16 protein-coding genes are annotated in these 19,890 nt (G+C 71.7%); 3 read left to right on the forward strand and 13 right to left on the reverse strand.

Going from position 1 to position 19,890, the window contains the following annotated elements; all coding sequences use genetic code 11:
- Positions 1 to 146 precede the first annotated feature (146 nt).
- The 3 genes from rlmB to ispF all read right to left on the reverse strand — a co-directional run bounded on the left by rlmB (position 147) and on the right by ispF (position 3,478).
- Complete coding sequence (gene rlmB, locus Q4C85_RS09655; RefSeq protein ID WP_303141614.1) at positions 147 to 1,142, reverse strand: 23S rRNA (guanosine(2251)-2'-O)-methyltransferase RlmB; 996 nt, start codon at positions 1,140 to 1,142, stop codon at positions 147 to 149.
- A 133-nt stretch (positions 1,143 to 1,275) separates the two neighbouring features.
- Positions 1,276 to 2,784, reverse strand: coding sequence for a cysteine--tRNA ligase (gene cysS / locus Q4C85_RS09660; RefSeq protein ID WP_303141616.1), 1,509 nt, complete (start codon positions 2,782 to 2,784; stop codon positions 1,276 to 1,278).
- A 169-nt stretch (positions 2,785 to 2,953) separates the two neighbouring features.
- Positions 2,954 to 3,478, reverse strand: coding sequence for a 2-C-methyl-D-erythritol 2,4-cyclodiphosphate synthase (gene ispF / locus Q4C85_RS09665; protein WP_303141618.1), 525 nt, complete (start codon positions 3,476 to 3,478; stop codon positions 2,954 to 2,956).
- A 114-nt stretch (positions 3,479 to 3,592) separates the two neighbouring features.
- Here ispF and Q4C85_RS09670 point away from each other — a divergent pair, with 114 nt between their 5' ends.
- Positions 3,593 to 4,963 (forward strand): 23S rRNA (uracil(747)-C(5))-methyltransferase, encoded by a 1,371-nt coding sequence (locus Q4C85_RS09670; protein ID WP_303141620.1) that lies wholly within the window; start codon positions 3,593 to 3,595, stop codon positions 4,961 to 4,963.
- A gap of 42 nt (positions 4,964 to 5,005) precedes the next feature.
- On the opposite strand, the gene Q4C85_RS09675 is transcribed toward Q4C85_RS09670, so the two are convergent.
- Positions 5,006 to 6,487 (reverse strand): chemotaxis protein, encoded by a 1,482-nt coding sequence (locus Q4C85_RS09675; protein WP_303141622.1) that lies wholly within the window; start codon positions 6,485 to 6,487, stop codon positions 5,006 to 5,008.
- A gap of 54 nt (positions 6,488 to 6,541) precedes the next feature.
- Here Q4C85_RS09675 and Q4C85_RS09680 point away from each other — a divergent pair, with 54 nt between their 5' ends.
- Together Q4C85_RS09680 and Q4C85_RS09685 are read left to right on the forward strand one after the other, a co-directional pair.
- Positions 6,542 to 7,837, forward strand: a complete 1,296-nt coding sequence (locus tag Q4C85_RS09680; protein ID WP_303141624.1) for a serpin family protein — start codon at positions 6,542 to 6,544, stop codon at positions 7,835 to 7,837.
- Positions 7,838 to 8,448: 611 nt separating this feature from the next.
- Positions 8,449 to 8,898 carry an N-acetyltransferase gene (locus tag Q4C85_RS09685; RefSeq protein ID WP_303141626.1) on the forward strand — a complete coding sequence of 150 codons (450 nt, stop codon included), beginning with the start codon at positions 8,449 to 8,451 and terminating at the stop codon, positions 8,896 to 8,898.
- A gap of 116 nt (positions 8,899 to 9,014) precedes the next feature.
- Here Q4C85_RS09685 and Q4C85_RS09690 read toward each other — a convergent pair whose 3' ends face one another.
- The 9 genes from Q4C85_RS09690 to Q4C85_RS09730 all read right to left on the reverse strand — a co-directional run bounded on the left by Q4C85_RS09690 (position 9,015) and on the right by Q4C85_RS09730 (position 19,885).
- Positions 9,015 to 9,689: an HAD family phosphatase gene (locus tag Q4C85_RS09690; RefSeq protein WP_303141627.1), complete on the reverse strand. Its 675-nt coding sequence runs from the start codon at positions 9,687 to 9,689 to the stop codon at positions 9,015 to 9,017.
- Entirely contained in the window at positions 9,686 to 10,171 is a 486-nt protein-coding gene (locus tag Q4C85_RS09695) for a hypothetical protein (protein WP_303141628.1), read from the reverse strand. Before Q4C85_RS09695 ends, Q4C85_RS09690 begins: the two co-directional genes overlap by 4 nt.
- A 123-nt stretch (positions 10,172 to 10,294) precedes the next feature.
- Positions 10,295 to 11,089, reverse strand: coding sequence for an HAD-IIB family hydrolase (locus Q4C85_RS09700; RefSeq protein WP_303141629.1), 795 nt, complete (start codon positions 11,087 to 11,089; stop codon positions 10,295 to 10,297).
- A 142-nt stretch (positions 11,090 to 11,231) separates the two neighbouring features.
- Positions 11,232 to 12,098 carry a PTS system mannose/fructose/sorbose family transporter subunit IID gene (locus Q4C85_RS09705; RefSeq protein WP_303141631.1) on the reverse strand — a complete coding sequence of 289 codons (867 nt, stop codon included), beginning with the start codon at positions 12,096 to 12,098 and terminating at the stop codon, positions 11,232 to 11,234.
- 21 nt (positions 12,099 to 12,119) lie between these two features.
- Positions 12,120 to 12,956, reverse strand: coding sequence for a PTS mannose/fructose/sorbose transporter subunit IIC (locus Q4C85_RS09710; protein ID WP_303141632.1), 837 nt, complete (start codon positions 12,954 to 12,956; stop codon positions 12,120 to 12,122).
- Positions 12,957 to 13,007: 51 nt separating this feature from the next.
- Positions 13,008 to 13,502, reverse strand: a complete 495-nt coding sequence (locus Q4C85_RS09715; RefSeq protein WP_303141634.1) for a PTS sugar transporter subunit IIB — start codon at positions 13,500 to 13,502, stop codon at positions 13,008 to 13,010.
- Positions 13,502 to 13,945 (reverse strand): PTS sugar transporter subunit IIA, encoded by a 444-nt coding sequence (locus tag Q4C85_RS09720; RefSeq protein WP_303141636.1) that lies wholly within the window; start codon positions 13,943 to 13,945, stop codon positions 13,502 to 13,504. The genes Q4C85_RS09715 and Q4C85_RS09720 overlap by 1 nt, the downstream gene beginning before the upstream one ends.
- 328 nt (positions 13,946 to 14,273) lie before the next feature.
- A complete protein-coding gene (locus Q4C85_RS09725) occupies positions 14,274 to 16,517 on the reverse strand; it encodes an NAD(+) synthase (RefSeq protein ID WP_303141638.1) in 2,244 nt (747 codons plus the stop codon).
- A gap of 662 nt (positions 16,518 to 17,179) precedes the next feature.
- Entirely contained in the window at positions 17,180 to 19,885 is a 2,706-nt protein-coding gene (locus tag Q4C85_RS09730) for an ATP-dependent Clp protease ATP-binding subunit (protein ID WP_303141639.1), read from the reverse strand.
- Positions 19,886 to 19,890: the final 5 nt, after the last annotated feature.

Below are 19,890 nucleotides of genomic sequence, written 5' to 3' on the forward strand. Positions count from 1 at the left end.
CCCGCAGCAGCTGGCCCAGCCCCGGACCACCCGGGACCACCAACAAGGTAACGGGGGGGGACGGGCGCCGGTCGGGTCAGGCTGGTCGGTCCGGCAGGTCCGGCGGCTCCAGTCAGGCCGGCCGCCTGGTCCTGCCGGGTGCCCGGTCAGTCCGCGGCGCGGGCGGCCCGCCGGATCCGGTCGACCTCGTAGAGGCTGATGCCAGTTGCCACGGCGGCGTTGAGGGACTCGACCGTGCTCGAGATCGGGATGGAGGCCACGAGGTCGCAGGTCTCGCGCACGAGCCGGGACAGGCCCGCGCCCTCCGCGCCGGTGACCAGGACCAGTGGTGAGTCGGCCACGGGGATCTGCTCGAGGGAGGTCTCCCCCCGCCCGTCAAGGCCGACGACGAAGCAGCCCTCAGCCTTGAGGGCCGCAAGGGCGCGCACGAGGTTGGTCTCGCGCGCCACCGGCACGCGGGCCGCGGCACCGGCCGACACCTTCCAGACGGTGGCGGACACGCCGACGCTGCGCCTGCCGGGGATGATGACGCCGTCGGCCCCGAAAGCGCCTGCCGAGCGCAGGACCGCCCCAAGGTTATGGGGGTCGGTGACCTGGTCGAGGGCGATGAGCAGCGGCACCCTCCCGGCGGCGCGGGCCCGGTCGAGCAGGTCGCGGGCCAGGACGTAGTCGTAGGCGGGCACCTCGATGGCCACGCCCTGGTGGGCGGCGTCGTCGGTCAGGGCGTCGAGGTCGAGGCGGGTGGTCTCCAGCACGGGGGCGCCCAGCAGGGCGGCACGCCGGATGACCGCGCCGAGGCGGTCGTCGGAGGCCGCCGACACGGCCATGAAGACCCGTTCGATCGGCACCCCCGCGCGGGCCGCCTCGGCCACCGCGTTGCGGCCGCACACGACCTCGTGGCCCTCGGGCACGCCGAAGCGCCGCCTGATCTTCTCCAGCTGCTTGGCCCGGGTCGGCGCCGCGGCGCGGGCCTCGGCCCGGGCCGTGGCCCGGGCCCGGGGGTGGCCGACGCGGTCCTCCGCCTTGGGCGTGGGACCCTTGCCCTCCAGGCCCCGACGGCGGTTGCCGCCCGAGCCCTTCGTGGGTCCCTTCTTGGACCCCGGCCGGCGCTTGGCGCCGGGGTACTGCTCGTTTCCGGGCATGGGCTGCGATCCTCACTGTTGTCGCTGTGATCGGGGTGGTCGGGGTAGACGGGGTTGTCGCTGGTGGGGCTGCCTGGGCTGTCACTGACGGCCGAGACGGCCGGGACGGCCGACGCCGTCTGAGGCGACCGGCTCAGGCCAGGTGCCAGCGGGCGCCCGCAGCGGAGTCCTCGACGACGACGCCGGCGGCGGCCAGGTCGTCGCGCAGGGCGTCCGCCCGCGCCCAGTCCTTGTCGGCCCGCGCCTTGGCGCGCTGGGCGAGCAGGTCGGTGACGAGGTGGTCGAGGGCCTCCATGGCCGCGGAGTCCTCGCCCGTCCGCGTCCCCCCACCGACACCGGCGCGCCAGGGCGCGGCCAAGGGGTCGAGGCCCAGGACGCTCAGCTGGGCGCGCAGGTCCAGGGCCAGCCCGGCCACCGTCTGCGGGTCCGGGGCTGCGGCCGCCAGAGCGGTGTTGAGGCGCTTGAGGGTGGCGTGGACCACCGCCATCGCACCGGCGAGGTTGAGGTCGTCGTCCATGGCCTCGACGTACTCGACCGGGAGCTCGCGCCCGGCCAGGGACTCCGTGGGGGTGTCGGCCTGCGGGCTCAGCCCGACGGCACGCAGCACGGCCCCGGTCAGGCGCTCCCACAGGGCGGCGGCCTCGGCCAGGGTCTCCTCGGAGAACTCGACGGTCGAGCGGTGGTGGACGGTGCCCAGCGCCAGGCGCAGCACGGCCGGGTCGTGGGTGGTGAGCAGCTCGCCGACCACCAGCGAGTTGCCCAGGGACTTGCTCATCTTCTCGCCCTTGACCGTCACCCAGGCGTTGTGGACCCAGTGCCGGGCGAAGCCCCAGCCGGCGCCGTGGGACTGGGCCTGCTCGTTCTCGTGGTGGGGGAAGCGCAGGTCGATCCCGCCGCCGTGGATGTCGAAGGTCTCGCCCAGGTAGCGCCGGCTCATCGCCGAGCACTCCAGGTGCCACCCGGGCCGGCCCCTGCCCCAGGGGGCGTCCCAGGCCGCGTCGGCCGGCTCGGAGGGCTTGGCGGCCTTCCACAGGGCGAAGTCGCGGGGGTCGTGCTTGTCGGCCTCGACGTCGTCGTCGATCTGCGACTCGTCCTCGGTGGTGGCCAGGTCCTCGACCCGCTGGTTGGTCAGCGAGCCGTAGCCGGGCAGGGATCGCACATCGAAGTAGACGTTGCCGGCCTCCCCGACATAGGCGTGCCCGGCCTCAAGCAGGCGGCCGACAAGGTCGATCATCTCCGGGACCTGCCCCGTGGCCCGCGGCTCGTAGGTGGGCGGGGCCACGCCCAGCGCCCGGTAGGCGGCGTCGAACTCGCGCTCGTAACGCTGGGCCCAGGCCCACCACGGCACGGGCGGGTCGGCGGCGGCGGACTTGGCCAGGATCTTGTCGTCGATGTCCGTGACGTTGCGGATGAGGGTGACTCGCTGGCCGCAGCGCTCCAGCCAGCGGCGCAGGACGTCGAAGGCGATGGCCGAGCGCATGTGCCCGATGTGGGGCGAGCCCTGGACCGTGGCGCCGCACAGGTAGATGGCCACCGTTCCCTCGGTGACGGTGGGCGCCAGGGGTACGACCGCGCGGGCCGCCGAGTCGTAGAGGCGCAGGTTGAGCGCGCGCTGGGGTGCGCGGTGGGATGCGGTACTCACGCCGCAACCCTATCGGGTGGGACGAGGACGGGGCGGGGCGTGCAGGCGTGTCCGGATGGCGCGGCAGGGCGGGGTGCCGGTGGGCCCACCCGCGCTGCCGGCCGCGGTCGCGCTGCCGGGCTGCTGCTGCCCGCCCAGTGGCCGGGTCGGCGCACAGGGCCGGCACGTCTCAGCGGGGCCCGACCGGGTAGACCAGGGCGGTGGCCAGAGCGAGCAGCCCCTCCCGGCGTCCCAGGAAGCCCAGGCCGTCGGTGGTCGTGGCCGAGAAGCTGACCTCGGCCCCCGCCGCAGCGGACAGCGCGGCCCCGGCCTCGCCGGCGCGCGCGGCCACCCGGGGGCGGGCCCCGATGAGCTGGACGGCGATGTTACCGATCTCAAAGCCGGCCCCGCGCACCCGCCTGGCGGCCTCGGCCAGGAGGACGGCGCCGGAGGCACCCTTCCACTGGGGCTCGGCGGTGCCGAAGTTCGAGCCGAGGTCGCCCAGGCCCGCGGCGGAGAACAGGGCGTCGCAGCAGGCGTGGGCGACGACGTCGCCATCGGAGTGCCCGGCCAGTCCGGTCTCACCGGGCCACTCCAGGCAGGCCAGGCGCAGGGGTGTCCCCGAGCCGGGCTCGGCGAAGGCATGGACGTCGCTGCCGATCCCGGTGCGCGGCAGGAGCGGGGCGGCACCGGGCAGGTCGGGGGTCGAGGTCATGGGCTCAGTGTGCCCCACGGTCCGCACACGGGCTTGGCGCAGCGGCCGGGCGCGCACCACGCCCGGGGGTTGCAGGCCGCTCCCCCGGGCGCCGCGATCCCCGACAATGACCTCATGCCTCCCGCGCCCCCACCGGTCCGGTGCCCCCGGCACGAGTCCGGCGCCTGCCACTCCTGCCCGCACCTGGCGACCCCGCTGCCCCTCCAGCTGGCGGCCAAGCAGGAGCGGGTCGCCGCCCTGCTGGCCTCGGGGCCCAACCCCGTGCCCGGGCGGACCTGGCTCGAGCCGGCCGCGAGCGCACCGACGCGATTCCGCAACAAGGCCAAGATGGTGGTCTCCGGCACGGCGCACCGGCCGGTGCTCGGCATCCTCGACGCGGAGATGCGGGGAGTCGACCTGCGCGCCTGCCCCCTCCACGAGCCCCTCATCGAGCAGGCCCTGCCGGTCATCGCCGAGCTGATCGGCGACCTGGGCCTGGAGCCCTACGACGTGCCGGCCCGTCGCGGCGAGCTCAAGCACGTCCTGGTCACCGTCTCCCCCGACGGGGACCTCATGGTCCGCTTCGTGCTACGCAGCCGCCGGCACCTGGAGACTCTCCGCCGGGCCCTGCCCGCCCTGCGCCGACGCCTGGAGACCCTCGCGGTCCTGTCGGTCAACATCCAGCCCGTCCACCAAGCGGTCATCGAGGGTGCTGAGGAGATCGTCCTGACCGACGGCCCCGACGGCCACAGCCTCCTCATGCGCCTGCGCCTGCCAGGCGACCTCGAGCCGCTCGCCCTCGGACCACAGGCCCTCGGACCGCCCGCCCCAGGCGAGCCCGCCCCGGGCGAACCCGCAAGCCGCGAGCTGCTGCTGTCGCTGCCCGTGCGCTCCTTCTTCCAGACCAACACCGCCGTCGCCGCCGCGCTCTACGCCACCGCGAGGCGGTGGGCCGACGACCTGCCGCCGGGCCCCTTCCCGGCCGGGGCGACCACGCCCCCTGAGGCGCGCCGGGACGGAGCCCGCGCGCCGCGGGGCGCTCCTGAGGAGGTGTGGGACCTGTTCTGCGGCGTCGGCGGGTTCGCCCTGGCCCTGGCAGCTCCGGGCCGCCGTGTCCGGGGCGTGGAGGTCTCCGCCGAAGCGGTCGACGGCGCCCGGCACAGCGCCGCCCGGATGGGCCTGGGGGCGGAGGTCGTCCGTTTCGAGACCGGCGACGCCCGGGTGCTGGATCCCGGTGCTCCGGGGGCGCTGCCCGACCTGCTCGTGGTCAACCCTCCCCGCTCCGGGATCGGGACCGACCTGGCCGGACGCATCGAGCGCTGCGGCCTGGGCAGAGTCCTGTACTCCTCGTGCAACCCGGCGACCCTGCGGCGCGACCTCGCCGCGATGCCCTCCCTGCGTGTCCGCCGGGCCAGGCTGTTCGACATGTTCCCCCACACCGACCACGCCGAGGTCCTCGTCGAGCTCGTGCGCGGCACCGACCCCGCCTCACGCGGAACCCGCTGAGGGGCCTGCGTCGAGGCCGCCGGCCTCCCCACCCCCGCGCGGTCAGCGCCCCTGCGAGGGCGCTGAGGAGCCCGCAGAGCCCGCAGTGCCCGCAGTGCCCGCCCGGCCCGCCAGACCTGCCAGAACGGCACGGACCGCGGCCAGCCGGGTGTCGATGTCGGCCGGGTCGTAGGGCAGCTCGAGGTCACGCACCGCCCCGGCGAGGTCGGCCAGGCCACGCGCCTCGGGGAAGCCGTCGCGCACGAGCGCACTGGCAGTGCGCACCGAGACCTCCTGTGCCGCCCCGGCATCGGCGGCGGCGCCGATCAGCTCGAGCAGCGGGCGGTGCGTGGCGGTCAGTGACCCGGCGACGACGTCGAGCTCGCCGCCGACCAGCTCGGAGCGGGCCTCCAGCAGCGCCAGCGCATCGGCCAGGGAGGCGGCGCCTTCGTGCAGGACACCCACGAGCTCCTCCAGGCTGCCGACCGCGTCGTTCTCCCCCAGCTCGTCGTCGCCCTCGAGCAGCTGGAGGGCGAAGAAGCCCGCGGCCAGATTGTGCAGGCGCAGCAGGGCGATCGCGAAGCGGACCGCGTCGACGTCGCCGCGCAGCTCCTCGACCTGCCCGGCCAGCGGGTGGAGCTGCTCGACGCACTCGAGGACCAGGGCATCGACCCGGGCGTAGTTCTCCGCCACCTCGTCGACCTCCGGCCCCTGCCCCCTGGTCGTGACATCACGCAGGACCTGGCGCAGGTTCTCGCGCAGGCTGCCCAGCCGCGCCGACAGGGCGTCGATGTCCTCAGCCCGCCGGCCCAGGAGGGTCACAAGCCGCGCGCACTCGTCGAGCAGGTCGACCAGGCCCGCGGTCGAGTCCTCAATGCCGTTCATCTCCGCCAGGATCCGGGCCACCGGGTCGTCACCGCGCCGCTCGGGGATGTTGACTCCCGAACCGACCAAGGCAGCGACCTCGGCGGCCAGGGTCTGGCGGGAGAAGTCCACCGTTCCCTTGTATCCCAGCGCCCGCAGCTCCTCGAGCAGCGCCGCCTGGCCGGCAGCGGCCGCCTCGCGCCGGGTCGAGCCCGCCGCCAGGGAGGCGGCCTCCACCTGGCGGACGCGGGCGTAGGCGCCCTCGACGTCCTCGCGCAGGTCGGTGAGCATCGGCAGGGTGCGCACCGACAGGTAGCCGTCCCCGGAGGGCACGATCGTAGCGAAGACCCGGTAGGTGCCGCCGTCCGAGGAGCGGTTGGAGATGTAGGCGCTCGCGGCACCGCCGGCCTCGATGTCCTCCCACATGCTGCGGAAGAGGCCGGCGGGCATGTCGGGGTGGCGCACGACGTTGTGGGCCCGCCCCACGAGGGCGCCGCGGGGATAGCCCGACAGGCGCATGAAGATCGAGTTCGCCCGGCGGATCCTGCCGTGGGAGTCGGTGGTGGAGAAGAACAACTCCTCCGGGGCGTAGGTGTGCTCGACCTCGGTCCCCCGCACGGACGGGGGCGCTGCCGCCCCGCTGGTCGGCGGGTTCCCGTGCGGGAGGTCGGTGTTGGTCATGGAGGCTCCCTTGCGACGGCGTATCGCCCGCGGGCCCCGCGGGCCGGTGGACGGATGAGGCGGCGGGCCCGCACCGAAGGCTACCGGCTCAGGCGCACCGACGCGCGGGGCCCGCCCCGGGCTCGCGAGAGCGGGTGCACGTCCGTCCGGACAGCAGCCGATCTCGAGGGGTCATATGTCCCGATCTCGGGGAGTGCTGCCCGTGACACGGGACTTGACCCACGGGCCGGGCTCGCGGCGATCCTCGCCGGATACCTCGAGGAACGGCCGGAGGGCAATGCGCTCGTCTCCCCGCTCAGCCTGTCGCTCATCCTCGCGCTCCTGGCCCCCGGGGCCACCGACCCCACCCGGCAGGGCTTCGACACGCTGCTGGGCGCCGGCGGCGAGGACCGGAACCGGACGTGGTCGGCCATCCAGACCTCCGTCAACCGCAACGACGGCGACCTCGAGGGATTCGACCCCGAGGAGATCCCCGAGGAGCCGCTCGTCCACCTGGCCAACCACGTCGTCATCCGCGAGGGGGTCGAGGTCTCCCAGGACTACCTCGACACTGTGCTGCGGTGGCTGGACGCGCAGATCGAACAGGTCTCGGCGCGGGGGATGAAGGACAACCTCGACGCCTGGGCGGAGCACAACACGGGCGGCCTCATCCCCTCAAGCGGGATCAACCCCACGCAGGACACCGTCCTCGTGCTGCAAAACGCCCTACTCTTCGCCGCCAGGTGGTCGGCGCCCTTCGCCGCCGAGGACACCTCCGCCCGGAGCTTCACCCGCGCCGACGGGTCGACGGTCCAGGCCGAGCTCATGCACGCCACCCTGCAACTCGTGCATGTCGAGGGGCAGGGCTGGTCGGCAGTCCGCCTCGACTACGCGGGCGGTCAGGCCGACACCGGTGAAGGGCGGGCCCTCGACGTCGTCCTGCCCGAGGCGGGCACCTCTCCTGCGCAGCTCGACCCCGCGACGCGGGCTGCCGCCTCCGCCGCGCTCGACGAGGCGTCCCGGGCCGGCAACAGTGTGGAGGTCGAGCTCGCCCTGCCCAATCTCGACCTGGCGAGCCCCGCCACGAGCCTCATCGACGCGCTCGCCGCCCAGGGGCTCGACCCCGTCGGGTTCGAGGGGATCGCTCCCAGTGTCGTGCTCACCGACGTGCTCCAGCAGGTGCGTCTCCTCATCGACGAGGAGGGGACGGTCGCCGCGGCCCTGACCGAGGCGATGGAGACGACCAGCGGGGCGCCGCCCTCCGAGACGGTGCCCTTCATCGTCGACCGCCCCTACGTCCTGCGGCTCCAGGACCTCGCCTGCGGGGCGACCCTCCTCGAGGCAGCCATCATGGACCCCACGGCCTCATAAGCACAGGACCGGCCGAGGCCGCCCCCTTCGCCGAGATCGGGACTAATGACACCCCGAGATCGGTACATATGACACGCAGGGACGCTGGCCCGCCAGTCAAGTCCCTGGTCCCGGTGCGGGCCGCAGCCGTCACTGTGGACCACCATTGGTGGTCGTCGGACGATCTCGACGGGCAAGAAACCGCGTGATGCCGGGGGTCGTCGTCGGACAAGCGGTGGGAACTGTGCGTGCCTCGGCCGCGCCTGGGTACGACCACCGGCCTGGGAGATGCGCGTCGTGCCGGCACGGGCCCGCTGGCCGACGGCGACGAGGGCCGCCTGCACACGCTTGATCTCGAAGGCCGTGCGAGCGCGTCAAGTCCAACCAGCCCCACGCTGCCCCGACCCGATCGGCGGCGGAGCCCCTGCCCCAGGACGCCTCCGCGCCCCGCCGTGCCATATCTACCGATCTCGAGGTGCCATAAGTCCCGATCTCGGCGAAGGGGCGGGTCCCGGGCCCGTGACGCCGACCCCGGGCCCGCGCCGCCCAGCCCGCGCCGCGCACCCCGCGGGAATCAATCGTCTAGGCTCTCCACATCATCGCACCCACCGCCTCCGAACCGAGGAGACCCCATGACCGTTGAGATCGTCACCGCATCGGACCCCGAGCTCGTCGAGGCAATGGAACGGCTCATCCCCCAGCTATCCCGCTCGGCACCGGCGCTGACCGCCGAGCAGTGCGAGGCGCTCGTCGCCCAGGAGGGGGTCTCCCTCTTCGTCTTCCGCCCCGACGAGCCCGATGCCCAGGGCCTCACCCCGATCCTGGGGATGCTCACCCTGGCGACCTTCACGATCCCCACGGGCCTGCGCGCCTGGGTCGAGGACGTCGTTGTCGACTCCGCCGCCCGCGGGCACGGCGCCGGACGGGCGCTGGTCGAGGCGGCCGTGGCGCACGCCGCGACCCTGGGAGCCCGGACCGTCGACCTCACCTCCCGGCCCAGCCGGGAGGCCGCCAATCGGCTGTACCAGCGGGCAGGCTTCGAGCAGCGGGAGACCAATGTCTACCGCTTCGCCGGGCAGTAGTCCGCCGTAGGTCGGAGCCTCTGCCCGCACCCGGGGCACCGGGCCGGCAACCGGGCATCACCCCTGGGCGCGCGCCCCAGCCTGCGTCCCGGCCGCGGCGGCCGCTCCCGGTCCGGTCAGGACTCAGCCCACAGGAGCAGGTGCGGCGTGATCGACGCCAGATCGGGCACGACGATGAGACCCGGGTCGGCGGGGAAGTGCTTGTCGCCGCCGACCTGCACGACCCGCAGGTCGTTGGAGCGCGCCGAGGCCGCGCCGGTGGCCGAGTCCTCCACGGCGACGCACTCCTCGGGCCCGAGCTCGAGCATCTCCAGCGCAGCAGCGTACGGAGCGGGCGTCGGCTTGCCGGGCAGACCGTCGTCCCCGGTGACCAGGCCGGCAAACACGTTGCCCAGGGCGTGGGCGACAGCCTCGACGATCGGCCTGGGCGACTGGGTGACGATGACCTGCGCCAGTCCCGCCTGCAGCAGTGCTGAGGTGATCTCTCGAGCGCCGGGAATGATCGGCGGGCGCCGGGTCACCGCCTCCCGGACATCAGCCGCCATGCCCGTGAAGATCTCGCCCGTACCGGGGTCGTCCGCCTCGCTCGTCGCCCCGGTGGCGGCGATCAGTTCGTGGGTGCGTCGGATCGAGGCGCCCTTGAGCTCCCCGACCTGCTCGGGCGTCACCGTACCGCCCCGCTGCCGGCAACGGCGCTCGAAAGACTCGTCCCAGAAGGGCTGGGAATCGATGAGGGTGCCGTCCATGTCCCACAGGACGGCACGGACATAGCGGGGAGGGCTGCTGCTCACGGCTCCTCCGCGGGCTGGGCCTGAGCCGCACGAGCCTGCACAGGGTCCACCTCAGGGGCACCGGGCGTGAGGGGACCGGAACCGCCCTCCTCGCCCGCGGGCTGCTGGGGGTCCCGGCCCCGTCGCTCAGCGCGTCGCCGCGCCTGGGCGGCCCGGCCCTCGTTGCGCGCCTTCTCCTGGCGCGCCCACTCCACCTTCCCGTGAAGGAGCTCGCGCGTCGCGCCGGTGAGCATCTTGTTGTCCTCGAGCATGCCCGCGGCCCGCAGCTCGGTGAAGTCGAGGTACTCGGGGTTGCGGGTACGCTCATACTGCCTCGTGGCCTCATGGAGGTCCGAGACGTCACTGACGACCTGCCGCTCGATCATCTGACGTCCCAGAAGCAGGAAGACGGCCAGAGCCAGAGCGACGATCGAGCCGTAGCCCCGGGTCAGCGGGTAGAGCACGACGGCTACCAGTGACAGGCACAGAGCCGGCCCCATCATGCCGAAGGTATAGCCCTCCGAGCGCCCAGCATCGAAGCCCCGCGCCCACGCGGCCACCTTCCGGCGCCCATCCGGGTCGCCACCATTGAACCAGTCACGGAGTGTGTTGAAAGCTGCCACAGGTCACCTGTCCATGAGAAGGAGTGAGTCGATGAGTTCGGCGATGGACGATACCGTCCGCTCGCACACGGCCTTGACCGCCGGAGGCGACCAGGGCAGGGCCACGGCGTGGTCGGCGGTCTCATGCATCGTGATGTCGTTCCAGGAGTCGCCGATGCTCCAGGTCTCGAGCCTGCTGCCCGCCACCGGCCCGTCCGGGGCCGTCAGGTCTGCCACGAGCTCGCGCAGCCCGTGCCCCTTGGTGCAGCCCGCTGGGATGACGTCGAGGAACTCCTGGTTGCGCACCACCTCGATCTGTGTCTCCCAGGAGGCGACGAGCTCAGCCGTGATGCGGTCGCGCACGTCGTCGTCACGCACCCGCATGGGCACGCCGATGAAACGGTGCCCGGCCATCTGCTCGGCCGTCATCGGCTCGAACACCTGAAGGATGGGGGAGATTTCCCGGTAGGTGTCGGAAATGATGTAGTCGCATGTGATGGTGGTGGCGAACACGGTCAGCCCATCCACGCCCTCCAGCCAGGAGACGATCGCCTGGGCCAGCCCCTCGGGCAGGTAGCGGGCCGACAGGATCGAGTAGCTCGAGTCGATGAGCACCGCTCCTGTGAAGGTCACTGCGTAGTCGAAGTCGACGCCGGCCGGCTCCAGGACGTCGCGCGTGGCGAAGACCGACTTGCCGGTGTCGACCACCAGCAGGTTGCCCGCTGCGCGCCAGCGCGCCATGGCGGCCCGGTCCTCCGGTGAGACTCGACGGTCAAACAGGACCGTCCCGTCCAGGTCGGTGGCGATGAGGCTGGGCACGTAGGTTCTCCTCGTGGTCGGGCTGCTTGGGACCTGCAGCCTCCGGGGCCGCTGGGCGGTGTCTGCCGCCCAGCGGCCCCGGAGACGCTGCGTGTTGTCGACGACCGGGCCGTCAACCCGGCAAGGTCGGTGCCGCAGTCACTCAGGACGGCATGCCGAGCCAGCCGGTCCAGGCGCCCAGGATTCCGATGACGAACATGCCCAGGATGATGAGCAGCGGGCTCACCTTCTTGTTGAGCAGCCACATGCACACGAAGGTGAGGCCCAGGGCGGCCACGCCCGGGAGCAGGCTGTCCAAGATGTTCTGCACCGAGGTCTCGGTCACTGTACCGTCTTCCGCCTTGACCGACGAGACGATGCCCGGGAAGTGGATCGTCGTCCACTTGGCGACGAGTGCCCCCATGACGAACAGACCGGTGATCGCGGCGATCTGGGTGATGCGCTTGAGCTGGCCCCCTCCGACCTCCGTGACCATTGCGGTTCCACGCTCGTAGCCCCACCGCAGACCGTACCAACGGGTGAGAATCCGGATGGCGTTGATGCCCAGGAAGTAGACGATCGGTCCCAGCCAGGACCCGGTGGCCGCCAGGGAGGCGCCCAGCGCCCCCAGGACCGGGCGCGCCGTGCCCCAGAAGATGGGGTCGCCCACGCCCGCCAGCGGCCCCATCAGGCCGACCTTGACGTTGGTGATCGTGTCATCACCGATGTCCTCACCCTTGGAGCGCTGCTCCTCCATGGCTGCGGTCACGCCGAAGACCACCGACGAGATCCACGGGTGGGTGTTGTAGAACTCCAGGTGGCGCTTGAGGGCCGCCGCCTGCTGAGCCTTGTCATTGGGATAGAACTTCCGGATCGCAGGCATGAGGGTCAGGCAGAAGCCCATCGCCTGCATGCGCTCGAAGTTGAAGGATCCCAGAAGGAAGGTGGAGCGCCAGTACATCTGACGCAGGTCCCGGGTGCTCAGCGCACGCGCGGGCTGGTTGGTCATTGTCTCTGTTGCGGTCGACATTGTCAGTCCTCCCTGTTCCGCTCAGTCCAGCTCGTCGTCGAGGTCGTCGTCAAGGCGCCCGCCTCCCGCGGGAACCGCTGCCCTGGGCAGCCGGAGCGACTCGTGGAACTCGGGGTTGAGCTGGACGTAGATAAAGGCGAGGCACACGCCCAGGATGCCCAGGGCGACAAGCGTGATGCCTGTGTCGAGGGTCGTCATGAACTGGGCGACGACAAAGCCGATGAAGAAGAAGGGCATGAGCTTGCGCGCCCTCATCATGTTGATGACCATCGCGTAACCGACGACAACGATGAAACCACCGGCGATCTGCAGACCGAGGGTGATGACGTCGGGGATCGACTCGAGCGCCTGCTTGACGCCGTCACCGGAGGCCACGGCGGCCACGAGTGCCGTAGGAACGGCCACACGCAGGCCCTGGAGGCTCAGCGCGACGAAGTGCATGATCTCGATCCCCCGGAAATTCGCCTGCTCGGCGAACCGGTCCGCCTGGTGGGCGAAGAACACGTTGATCGTGCGCACGAAGATGGTCAACGCCTGACCGGCGACGGCCAGTGGGACGGCAATGGCGATCGCCTCGGCCTGGGTCTGGCCTCCGGCAATGACGATCACTGTCGAGACCGTCGACGCCAGAGCCGCGTCAGGCGCCATAGCAGCGCCGACGTTCATCCAGCCCAGAGCCAAGAGCTCCAGGCTCCCACCGATAATGATGCCCGTCGTGGGGTCGCCCAGGGCGATCCCCGTCAGGGTGCAGGCGACGATGGGGCGGTAGAACATGCGTTCATCAAGGACCGAGTCACAACCGGCGATGAAGGCAACCAGAGTCACCAAGATGATCTGGACCGCGCTGATGTCTTGCATAGTTAATGCTTCTTTCAGGTTGGGAAGGGGACAGGGCTCAGCACAAGGCCGTTAGGAGATGAAGCCCTTGGACTTCAGCGCCCCCATGAGGTCACTGCGACCCGTGGAGGGCACTTGCTGGATGTATTGGGTGATGCCGCGACGATTGATCTCCTCGAAGTCTTTAACGTCCTGGTCCGACACATAGACCGCCTGAGACAACGCTTTGGCGTCCCGCTTGAAGGTCATACCGCCAACGTTGACCTCGGTGGCCTCGACGCCCAGGTCGAGCAGCCGCAGGACGTCAGCCGGCGTCTCGACCACGATGACCGCATTGAGGTTCTCGTACTTGGGGTTCTTGTAGACCCGGGCAGCCTTCTCCACGCCCAAGACGTGGACCTTGACCTTGCCGCCGCCGGTCTGGAGCATGAGCGTCTTGCGCAGCTCGTCATTGGCGGCACCGTCGGACACGGCCAGAATAGCCTCGGCGCCCAGGGTTCCCGCCCAGTTGTTGGCGACCTGGCCGTGGACCAGGCGGGAGTCGACACGCAGTAGCGCGATTTTCATCAGAGCTCATCTCCTTCATCATCGGAGTCATTAGAGGTGGATGCGGGGGCGAAGAGCTCGGACAGGACCTGCACGCCGGCGGAACCTGCCGTACGCGCCACCTCGACAAGCTCGGCCAGGTCCGCGCCGACGATTCGTCGACCGAGAACCTCGACGAGCATGGGCAGGTTGACTCCTGTCACCACATCCGCGTCCTCGCGCTCTGCCACGGCCCGTGCCGCGGCGTTGTATGGGCTGCCGCCCAGCAGGTCCACGAGGAACAGGTAGTGGCTGCTTGGCGAGGCCTCCATGGCGGCGGCGTACTTGGCGAGAAGATCGTCCGGACCCTCGGAGGGGTCGAATGTAATTCCTATGACATCTTCCTGGGGGCCCGCGATCATCTCCGCGGAAGATAGCAGTCCCTCCGCAAGATGACCGTGAGCAGCAACGATCACAGCGACCATACACACTCCTTCGTATTCAGGCGCCGCAGGTTGACGGCGTTGGACGCATGTCGCATGCTAGCACCGCCGGCGATTCATAGTTAATCGATTGACCACATGTGTCCCATGTCACGATGCGCTTCCATGATGTCATCCGCACGGCATTGACTGAGGCGTGCCGCTCAGGGCCTGGCAGGCGTATCACCCATGTCCGCGGGCGCCGTGGCGCGCCGGCGCGCCACGGCGCCCGTCGGCCAGAACCGCCGCCCGGTCCGACCAACGCCGTGGTGCACGCGAGGTCAGCGGAGGCAGGCCGCCGCGGCGCAGTACTCGTGCGGGGCGGTGCGGCTCAGGCCGGCGGGACGTTGCGCTCGAGCTCTGCGACCCAGGCGGCCGCGCCGGCGTCCGAGGGCATGCGCCAGTCGCCCCGGGGGGACAGCGAGCCGCCGGCGACCACCTTGGGGCCGTTGGGCAGGGTCGAGCGCTTGAACTGGTTGGCGAAGAAGCGGCGGAGGAACACCAGCTCCCAGGCGCGGATCTCAGCCAGGGTGTAGGCCACCCGCTCGGATTCCGGCAGGCCCTCGGGCCACTGCCCCACCGAGGCGTCCGACCAGGCCTTGTGCGCCAGGAAGGCGATGCGGCTGGGCCGCGAGCCGCGACGCAGCATGTGCCACAGCGTGAAGTCCTGGAGGGCGTAGGGACCGATCCGCGCCTGGGTGGACTGGATGGGCTCGGCGTCGGAGGCCGGGACGAGCTCGGGGCTGATCTCGGTGTCGAGCACCGCCTCCAGGACCCGGGAGGCCTCCGGGGGGAACAGGCCCTCGGCCGCCACCCAGCGGATGAGGTGCTGGATGAGGGTCTTGGGCAGGCCGCCGTTGACGTTGTAGTGCGACATCTGGTCGCCCACCCCGAAGGTGCACCAGCCCAGGGCCAGCTCGGACAGGTCGCCGGTGCCCAGGACGATCCCGCCGCGCGCGTTGGCGATGCGGAACAGGAAGTCGGTCCGTAGGCCGGCCTGGACGTTCTCGAAGGTGACGTCATAGACGTCCCGACCGCGCTCGCCGCGCCCGTAGGGGTGGCCCATCTCGGTGAGCATCGTCGTGGCCGTCGGGCGGATGTCGAGCTCCTCGACCCGGCAGCCCAGGGCGGTGGCCAGGGCCAGCGCGTTGTGCTTGGTCGTCTCGCTCGTCGCGAAGCCGGGCATGGTGATGGCGTGGATGTCGGTGCGGGGCCGCCCGAGGCGGTCCATGGCGCGGGCCGCAACGATGAGGGCGTGCGTCGAGTCCAGCCCGCCGGACACGCCGATGACGACCACGGGGTTGCCGATGGCCCGCATCCGCTGGACGAGCCCGGCGACCTGGATGTTGTAGGCCTCGTAGCAGTCCTGGGCCAGGCGTGCGGGGTCGTCGGGGACGAAGGGGAAGCGGTCGACCGTGCGCCGCAGGCCGATGTCCGTGCGCGGGACGGTCAGCTCCCCGCGCCCGATGCTCACGCTCCAGTGCGCCGGGTGCGCCTCGGAGCCGCCCGCCAGCAACCGGCGGTTGTCCTCGAAGGTGCCCTGGCGCAGCCGCTCGGCCAGGAGCCCCTCGACATCGACGTCGACGACGGTGGCCCGCGGCCCGTCGGGGAACCTCTCGGTGCTGCCCAGCAGCTCGCCGTTCTCGTAGACGAAGGTCTGCCCGTCCCAGGACAGGTCGGTGGTCGACTCGCCCTGCCCGGCGGCCGCGTAGAGATAGGCCGAGAGGTTGCGCGCCGAGGAGGCGCGGGCCAGAAGCATGCGGTCATCGGCCCGCCCCACCGTGATCGGTGAGCCGGAGATGTTGACCTGGACGGTGGCTCCGTTGAGGGCCGCCAGGCTCGAGGGGGGCACGGGCACCCACATGTCCTCGCAGACCTCGACGCTGACGGTCAGTCCCGCCACGTCCTCGACCTCGAACAGCAGGTCGGCGCCGAAGGGGACCTCCACGCCATCGGACGCCCCGTCGTCGCCGTCATCCGACCCGCCCACGCCGCGCAGGCGGATGCCCGCCGAGGGGGCCCCGGGGCCCGCGGCGAAGTGGCGCGCCTCGTAGAACTCCCGGTAGGTCGGCGGGTAGGACTTGGGCACGACGCCGCGCACCCGCCCGCCCTGGATGACCACGGCGCTGTTGTACAGGCGGTTGCCCAGCCGCAGCGGCGCCCCGAGGACGAGCAGCGGCAGGACCCCGGCCGAGGCGGCGCGGACCTGCTCGATGGCCGCCAGGACCTCGGTGAGCAGGACATCGTTGAGCAGGAGGTCGTCGATGGCGTAACCGGTCAGGCACAGCTCGGGGAAGGCCGCCAGGCACACTCCGTCACTGGACAGGGCCCGCGCCTGGGCGATGACGGCCGCGGCATTGGCCGCGGGGTCACCCGGCACGACGGGCAGGGTGACGGCGGCGACACGCGCAAAACCCTGGTCGTAGGCGGAGTGGAACGCGATGGCGGGGTCGTGCGCCTCGCCCGCGGCACCCGGGGAAGGACCGGCCGCCAGGGCAGGAGACTGCGTCCTCCTCGTCGTGCGAACCGTCTCCTCGGCCCTCGCCTCCGCGCTTACACCTTCTGTGCGGTCCATGGGCCGATCCTCCCACGTCCCCGTCCGGGCGGGCTGGGCGGAGCCCGACCCACCCCCAGGGCTCCCTCGCGGTCCGAGGTGGCCCACCTGTGAGCCCCCTGTGAGAATCGGGGCCTTATAGCGGCACTCCGTCGCAATCGCAACCGAGCCGTAACACGGGATCCGCGTAATTCCGCGGATCCCGGGATGGAATTCTTGCGCCGGGGGTGCTTATGATGTCTCCCGTCGGAACGCACGACGCACGAGGGGATCAGGGACCCTGATGACTGCGAAGGCGTTCGGGGATGCCGCGATTCAGGGACCGCGCCCCCGAGTCCGATGCGAAGCCCCGCACCGTTCACGGTGCGGGGCTTCGTGCATCCCCGGCGCGGCGCCCCACCGGCCACCAGGCCACCGCTGCGGCGCCACGGCGGTCGTCCTCACCTTCCGGCGCCGTCCGTGCGCCCTGGGCATGGGGACCTCACCACTCGCGCACCCCGGCGAGCCTCGGACCACACCTCGACCACCCTGAAAGTGATGTTTCTCATATGGGTGGCACTGTGGTCATGCCCCGGCAGGCCGCTGGAAGGTCGCGACGACAACCCTCAGCGCCTGTGCCCCGGTGACCGAGGGCGTGGTGGTGGTGGTGGTGGTGGCAGCGCCCATCGGCAGGCCCGCGCCCCTCAGAGCCCGGGCGAGGAGGCCGAGGGGGCCCAGGCATCGCCCCGTGCCGCGAGCGCGAGACCGGCGAGGACGCCCTCGGGGCTGACGTCAACCACGACCTCCTGGCCGTCGAGAACCTCCCCCGCCAGGAGCATGCGCGCCAGCCGGTCCCCGATCTCCCGCTGGACCAGGCGCCGCAGCGGCCGGGCGCCGTAGGCGGGGTCGTAGCCCTCGTCGGCCAACCAGGAGCGGGCCTCGTCGGTGACCGTCAGGCTCAGGCGCCGGTCGGCCAGGCGCTCGGCCATCTTGGCGAGCTGGATGTCGACGATCCTGCCCAGCTCGTCCCTGGTCAGGGGGTCGAAGACGAGGGTGTCGTCGAGGCGGTTGAGGAACTCGGGCTTGAAGGACTGGCGCACCGCCGTCATGACGGCCTCGCGCTTCTCATCGGGGCTCAGCACCGGGTCGATGAGGTACTGGCTGCCCAGGTTCGAGGTGAGCACGAGGATGACGTTGCGGAAGTCGACCGTCCGGCCCTGACCGTCGGTGAGGCGGCCGTCGTCGAGGACCTGCAGGAGGATGTCGAAGACCTCGGGGTGGGCCTTCTCCACCTCGTCGAGCAGCACGACCGAATAGGGGCGGCGACGCACGGCCTCGGTCAGTTGCCCGCCCTCCTCGTAGCCCACGTAGCCGGGAGGAGCGCCCACGAGCCGGGCCACCGAGTGCTTCTCGGAGTACTCACTCATGTCGATGCGCACGATGGCGCGCTCGTCGTCGAAGAGGAAGTCGGCCAGGGCCTTGGCCAGCTCGGTCTTGCCCACCCCGGTGGGGCCCAGGAAGAGGAAGGAGCCCGTGGGGCGGTCGGGGTCGGAGACCCCGGCCCGCGAGCGGCGCACCGCGTCAGCCACGGCAGCCACTGCCGCCTTCTGCCCGATGAGCCGGGTGGCCAGCTCGCCCTCCATCTCCAGGAGCTTGCGCTGCTCGCCGGCCAGGAGCTTGCCGACGGGGATGCCCGTCCACGAGGAGATGACCTCGGCGATCTCGGTCGGGCCGACCTTCTCGGCGATCATCGGCTCGGAGGCGCCGGGACGCTGCTGGCCGTCAGGACCCACGACCGCGGCGTCGGCCTCGGCCTGGGCGAGCTCGGCGTCACGGATCTGCGCCTCGAGGGCGGGCATCTCGCCGTAGCGCAGGCGCCCGGCCTCCTCGAAGCGGCCCTCACGCTCGGCCAGGTCGGCCTTGGTGCGCAGCTCGTCGAGAGCGGCGCGCAGCTCACCGACCTTGTTGTGCCCGGCCTTCTCGGCCTCCCACCGGGCGTTGAGCGCGGTCAGGCGCTCCGAGGCGTCGGCCAGCTCGGCACGCAGGCGCTCGAGGCGCTCGGCGGCCGCCGGGTCGGCGGCCTCGTCCCCCAGGGAGTCGGCCAGGTAGGCCTCCTCCATGCGCATGCGGTCCACGCGGCGGCGCAGCTCATCGATCTCGACGGGGCTGGAGTCCAGCTCCATGCGCAGGCGCGAGGCCGCCTCGTCGACGAGGTCGATGGCCTTGTCGGGCAGCTGGCGGCCGGTGATGTACCGGTCGGACAGGGCTGCGGCGGCCACGAGGGCGCCGTCGGAGATGGTCACCTGGTGGTGCGCCTCGTACTTCGGGGCGATGCCGCGCAAGATGGCCACCGTGTCGGCCACGGAGGGCTCGCCGACGAACACCTGCTGGAACCGGCGCTCCAGGGCGGGGTCCTTCTCGATGCGCTCGCGGTACTCGTCCAGGGTCGTGGCCCCCACCAGCCGCAGCTCACCGCGGGCGAGCATGGGCTTGAGCATGTTGCCCGCGTCCATCGCGCCCTCGGATCCGGCCCCCGCGCCGACAACGGTGTGGAGCTCGTCGATGAAGGTGACGACCTCGCCGTCGGAGTCCTTGATCTCCTTGAGCACTGCCTTGAGGCGCTCCTCGAACTCGCCGCGGTACTTCGCGCCCGCCACCATGCCGGCCAGGTCGAGGGCGATGAGCCGCTTGCCGCGCAGCGACTCCGGGACGTCGCCGGCCACGATGCGCTGGGCCAGGCCCTCAACGACCGCGGTCTTGCCCACGCCGGGCTCGCCGATGAGGACCGGGTTGTTCTTCGTCCGGCGGCTGAGGACCTGGACGACTCGACGGATCTCGGAGTCGCGGCCGATCACCGGGTCGAGCTTGCCCTCGCGCGCCGCCTCGGTCAGGTCGGTGCCGTACTTGGACAGCGCCTGGTAGGTGCCCTCCGGGTTGGGCGAGGTGACGCGTCCCGAGCCGCGCACGGAGGGCAGGGCCTCCCGCAGGGCCGCCGCGGTGGCGCCGTGCTCCGCCAGGATCCGGGAGACCGGGTCCACGGACGGGTCCCCCGAGGCCAGGCCGATGAGCAGGTGCTCCGTGGAGATGTACTCATCGCCCATCCCCTTGGCCTCCTTGTCGGCCGCCTCGAGCGCGGCCAGGAGGGTGCGCGAGGGCTGGGGCTGGCTGACCGAGGAGCCCGAGCTGGTCGGCAGCTGGGTGAGGACGCGACGGGTGGCCGCGCCGATGGCGGTCGTCACCGCGGGCTCAGAGGCCACGGCGGAGAGCAGCCCGAGGGCCACCCCGTCGGTCTGGCCGAGGAGCTCGGACAGGAGGTGGGCAGTGTCGACCTGGGGGTTGCCGGCAGCCGCGGCCGCCTGGATGGCGCCGCTGATCGCCTCCTGGGAGCGGGTCGTGTAGTTGGTGTCCATCAAGG

This window comes from Actinomyces sp. (assembly GCF_030524025.1).
GTDB lineage: Bacteria > Actinomycetota > Actinomycetes > Actinomycetales > Actinomycetaceae > Actinomyces.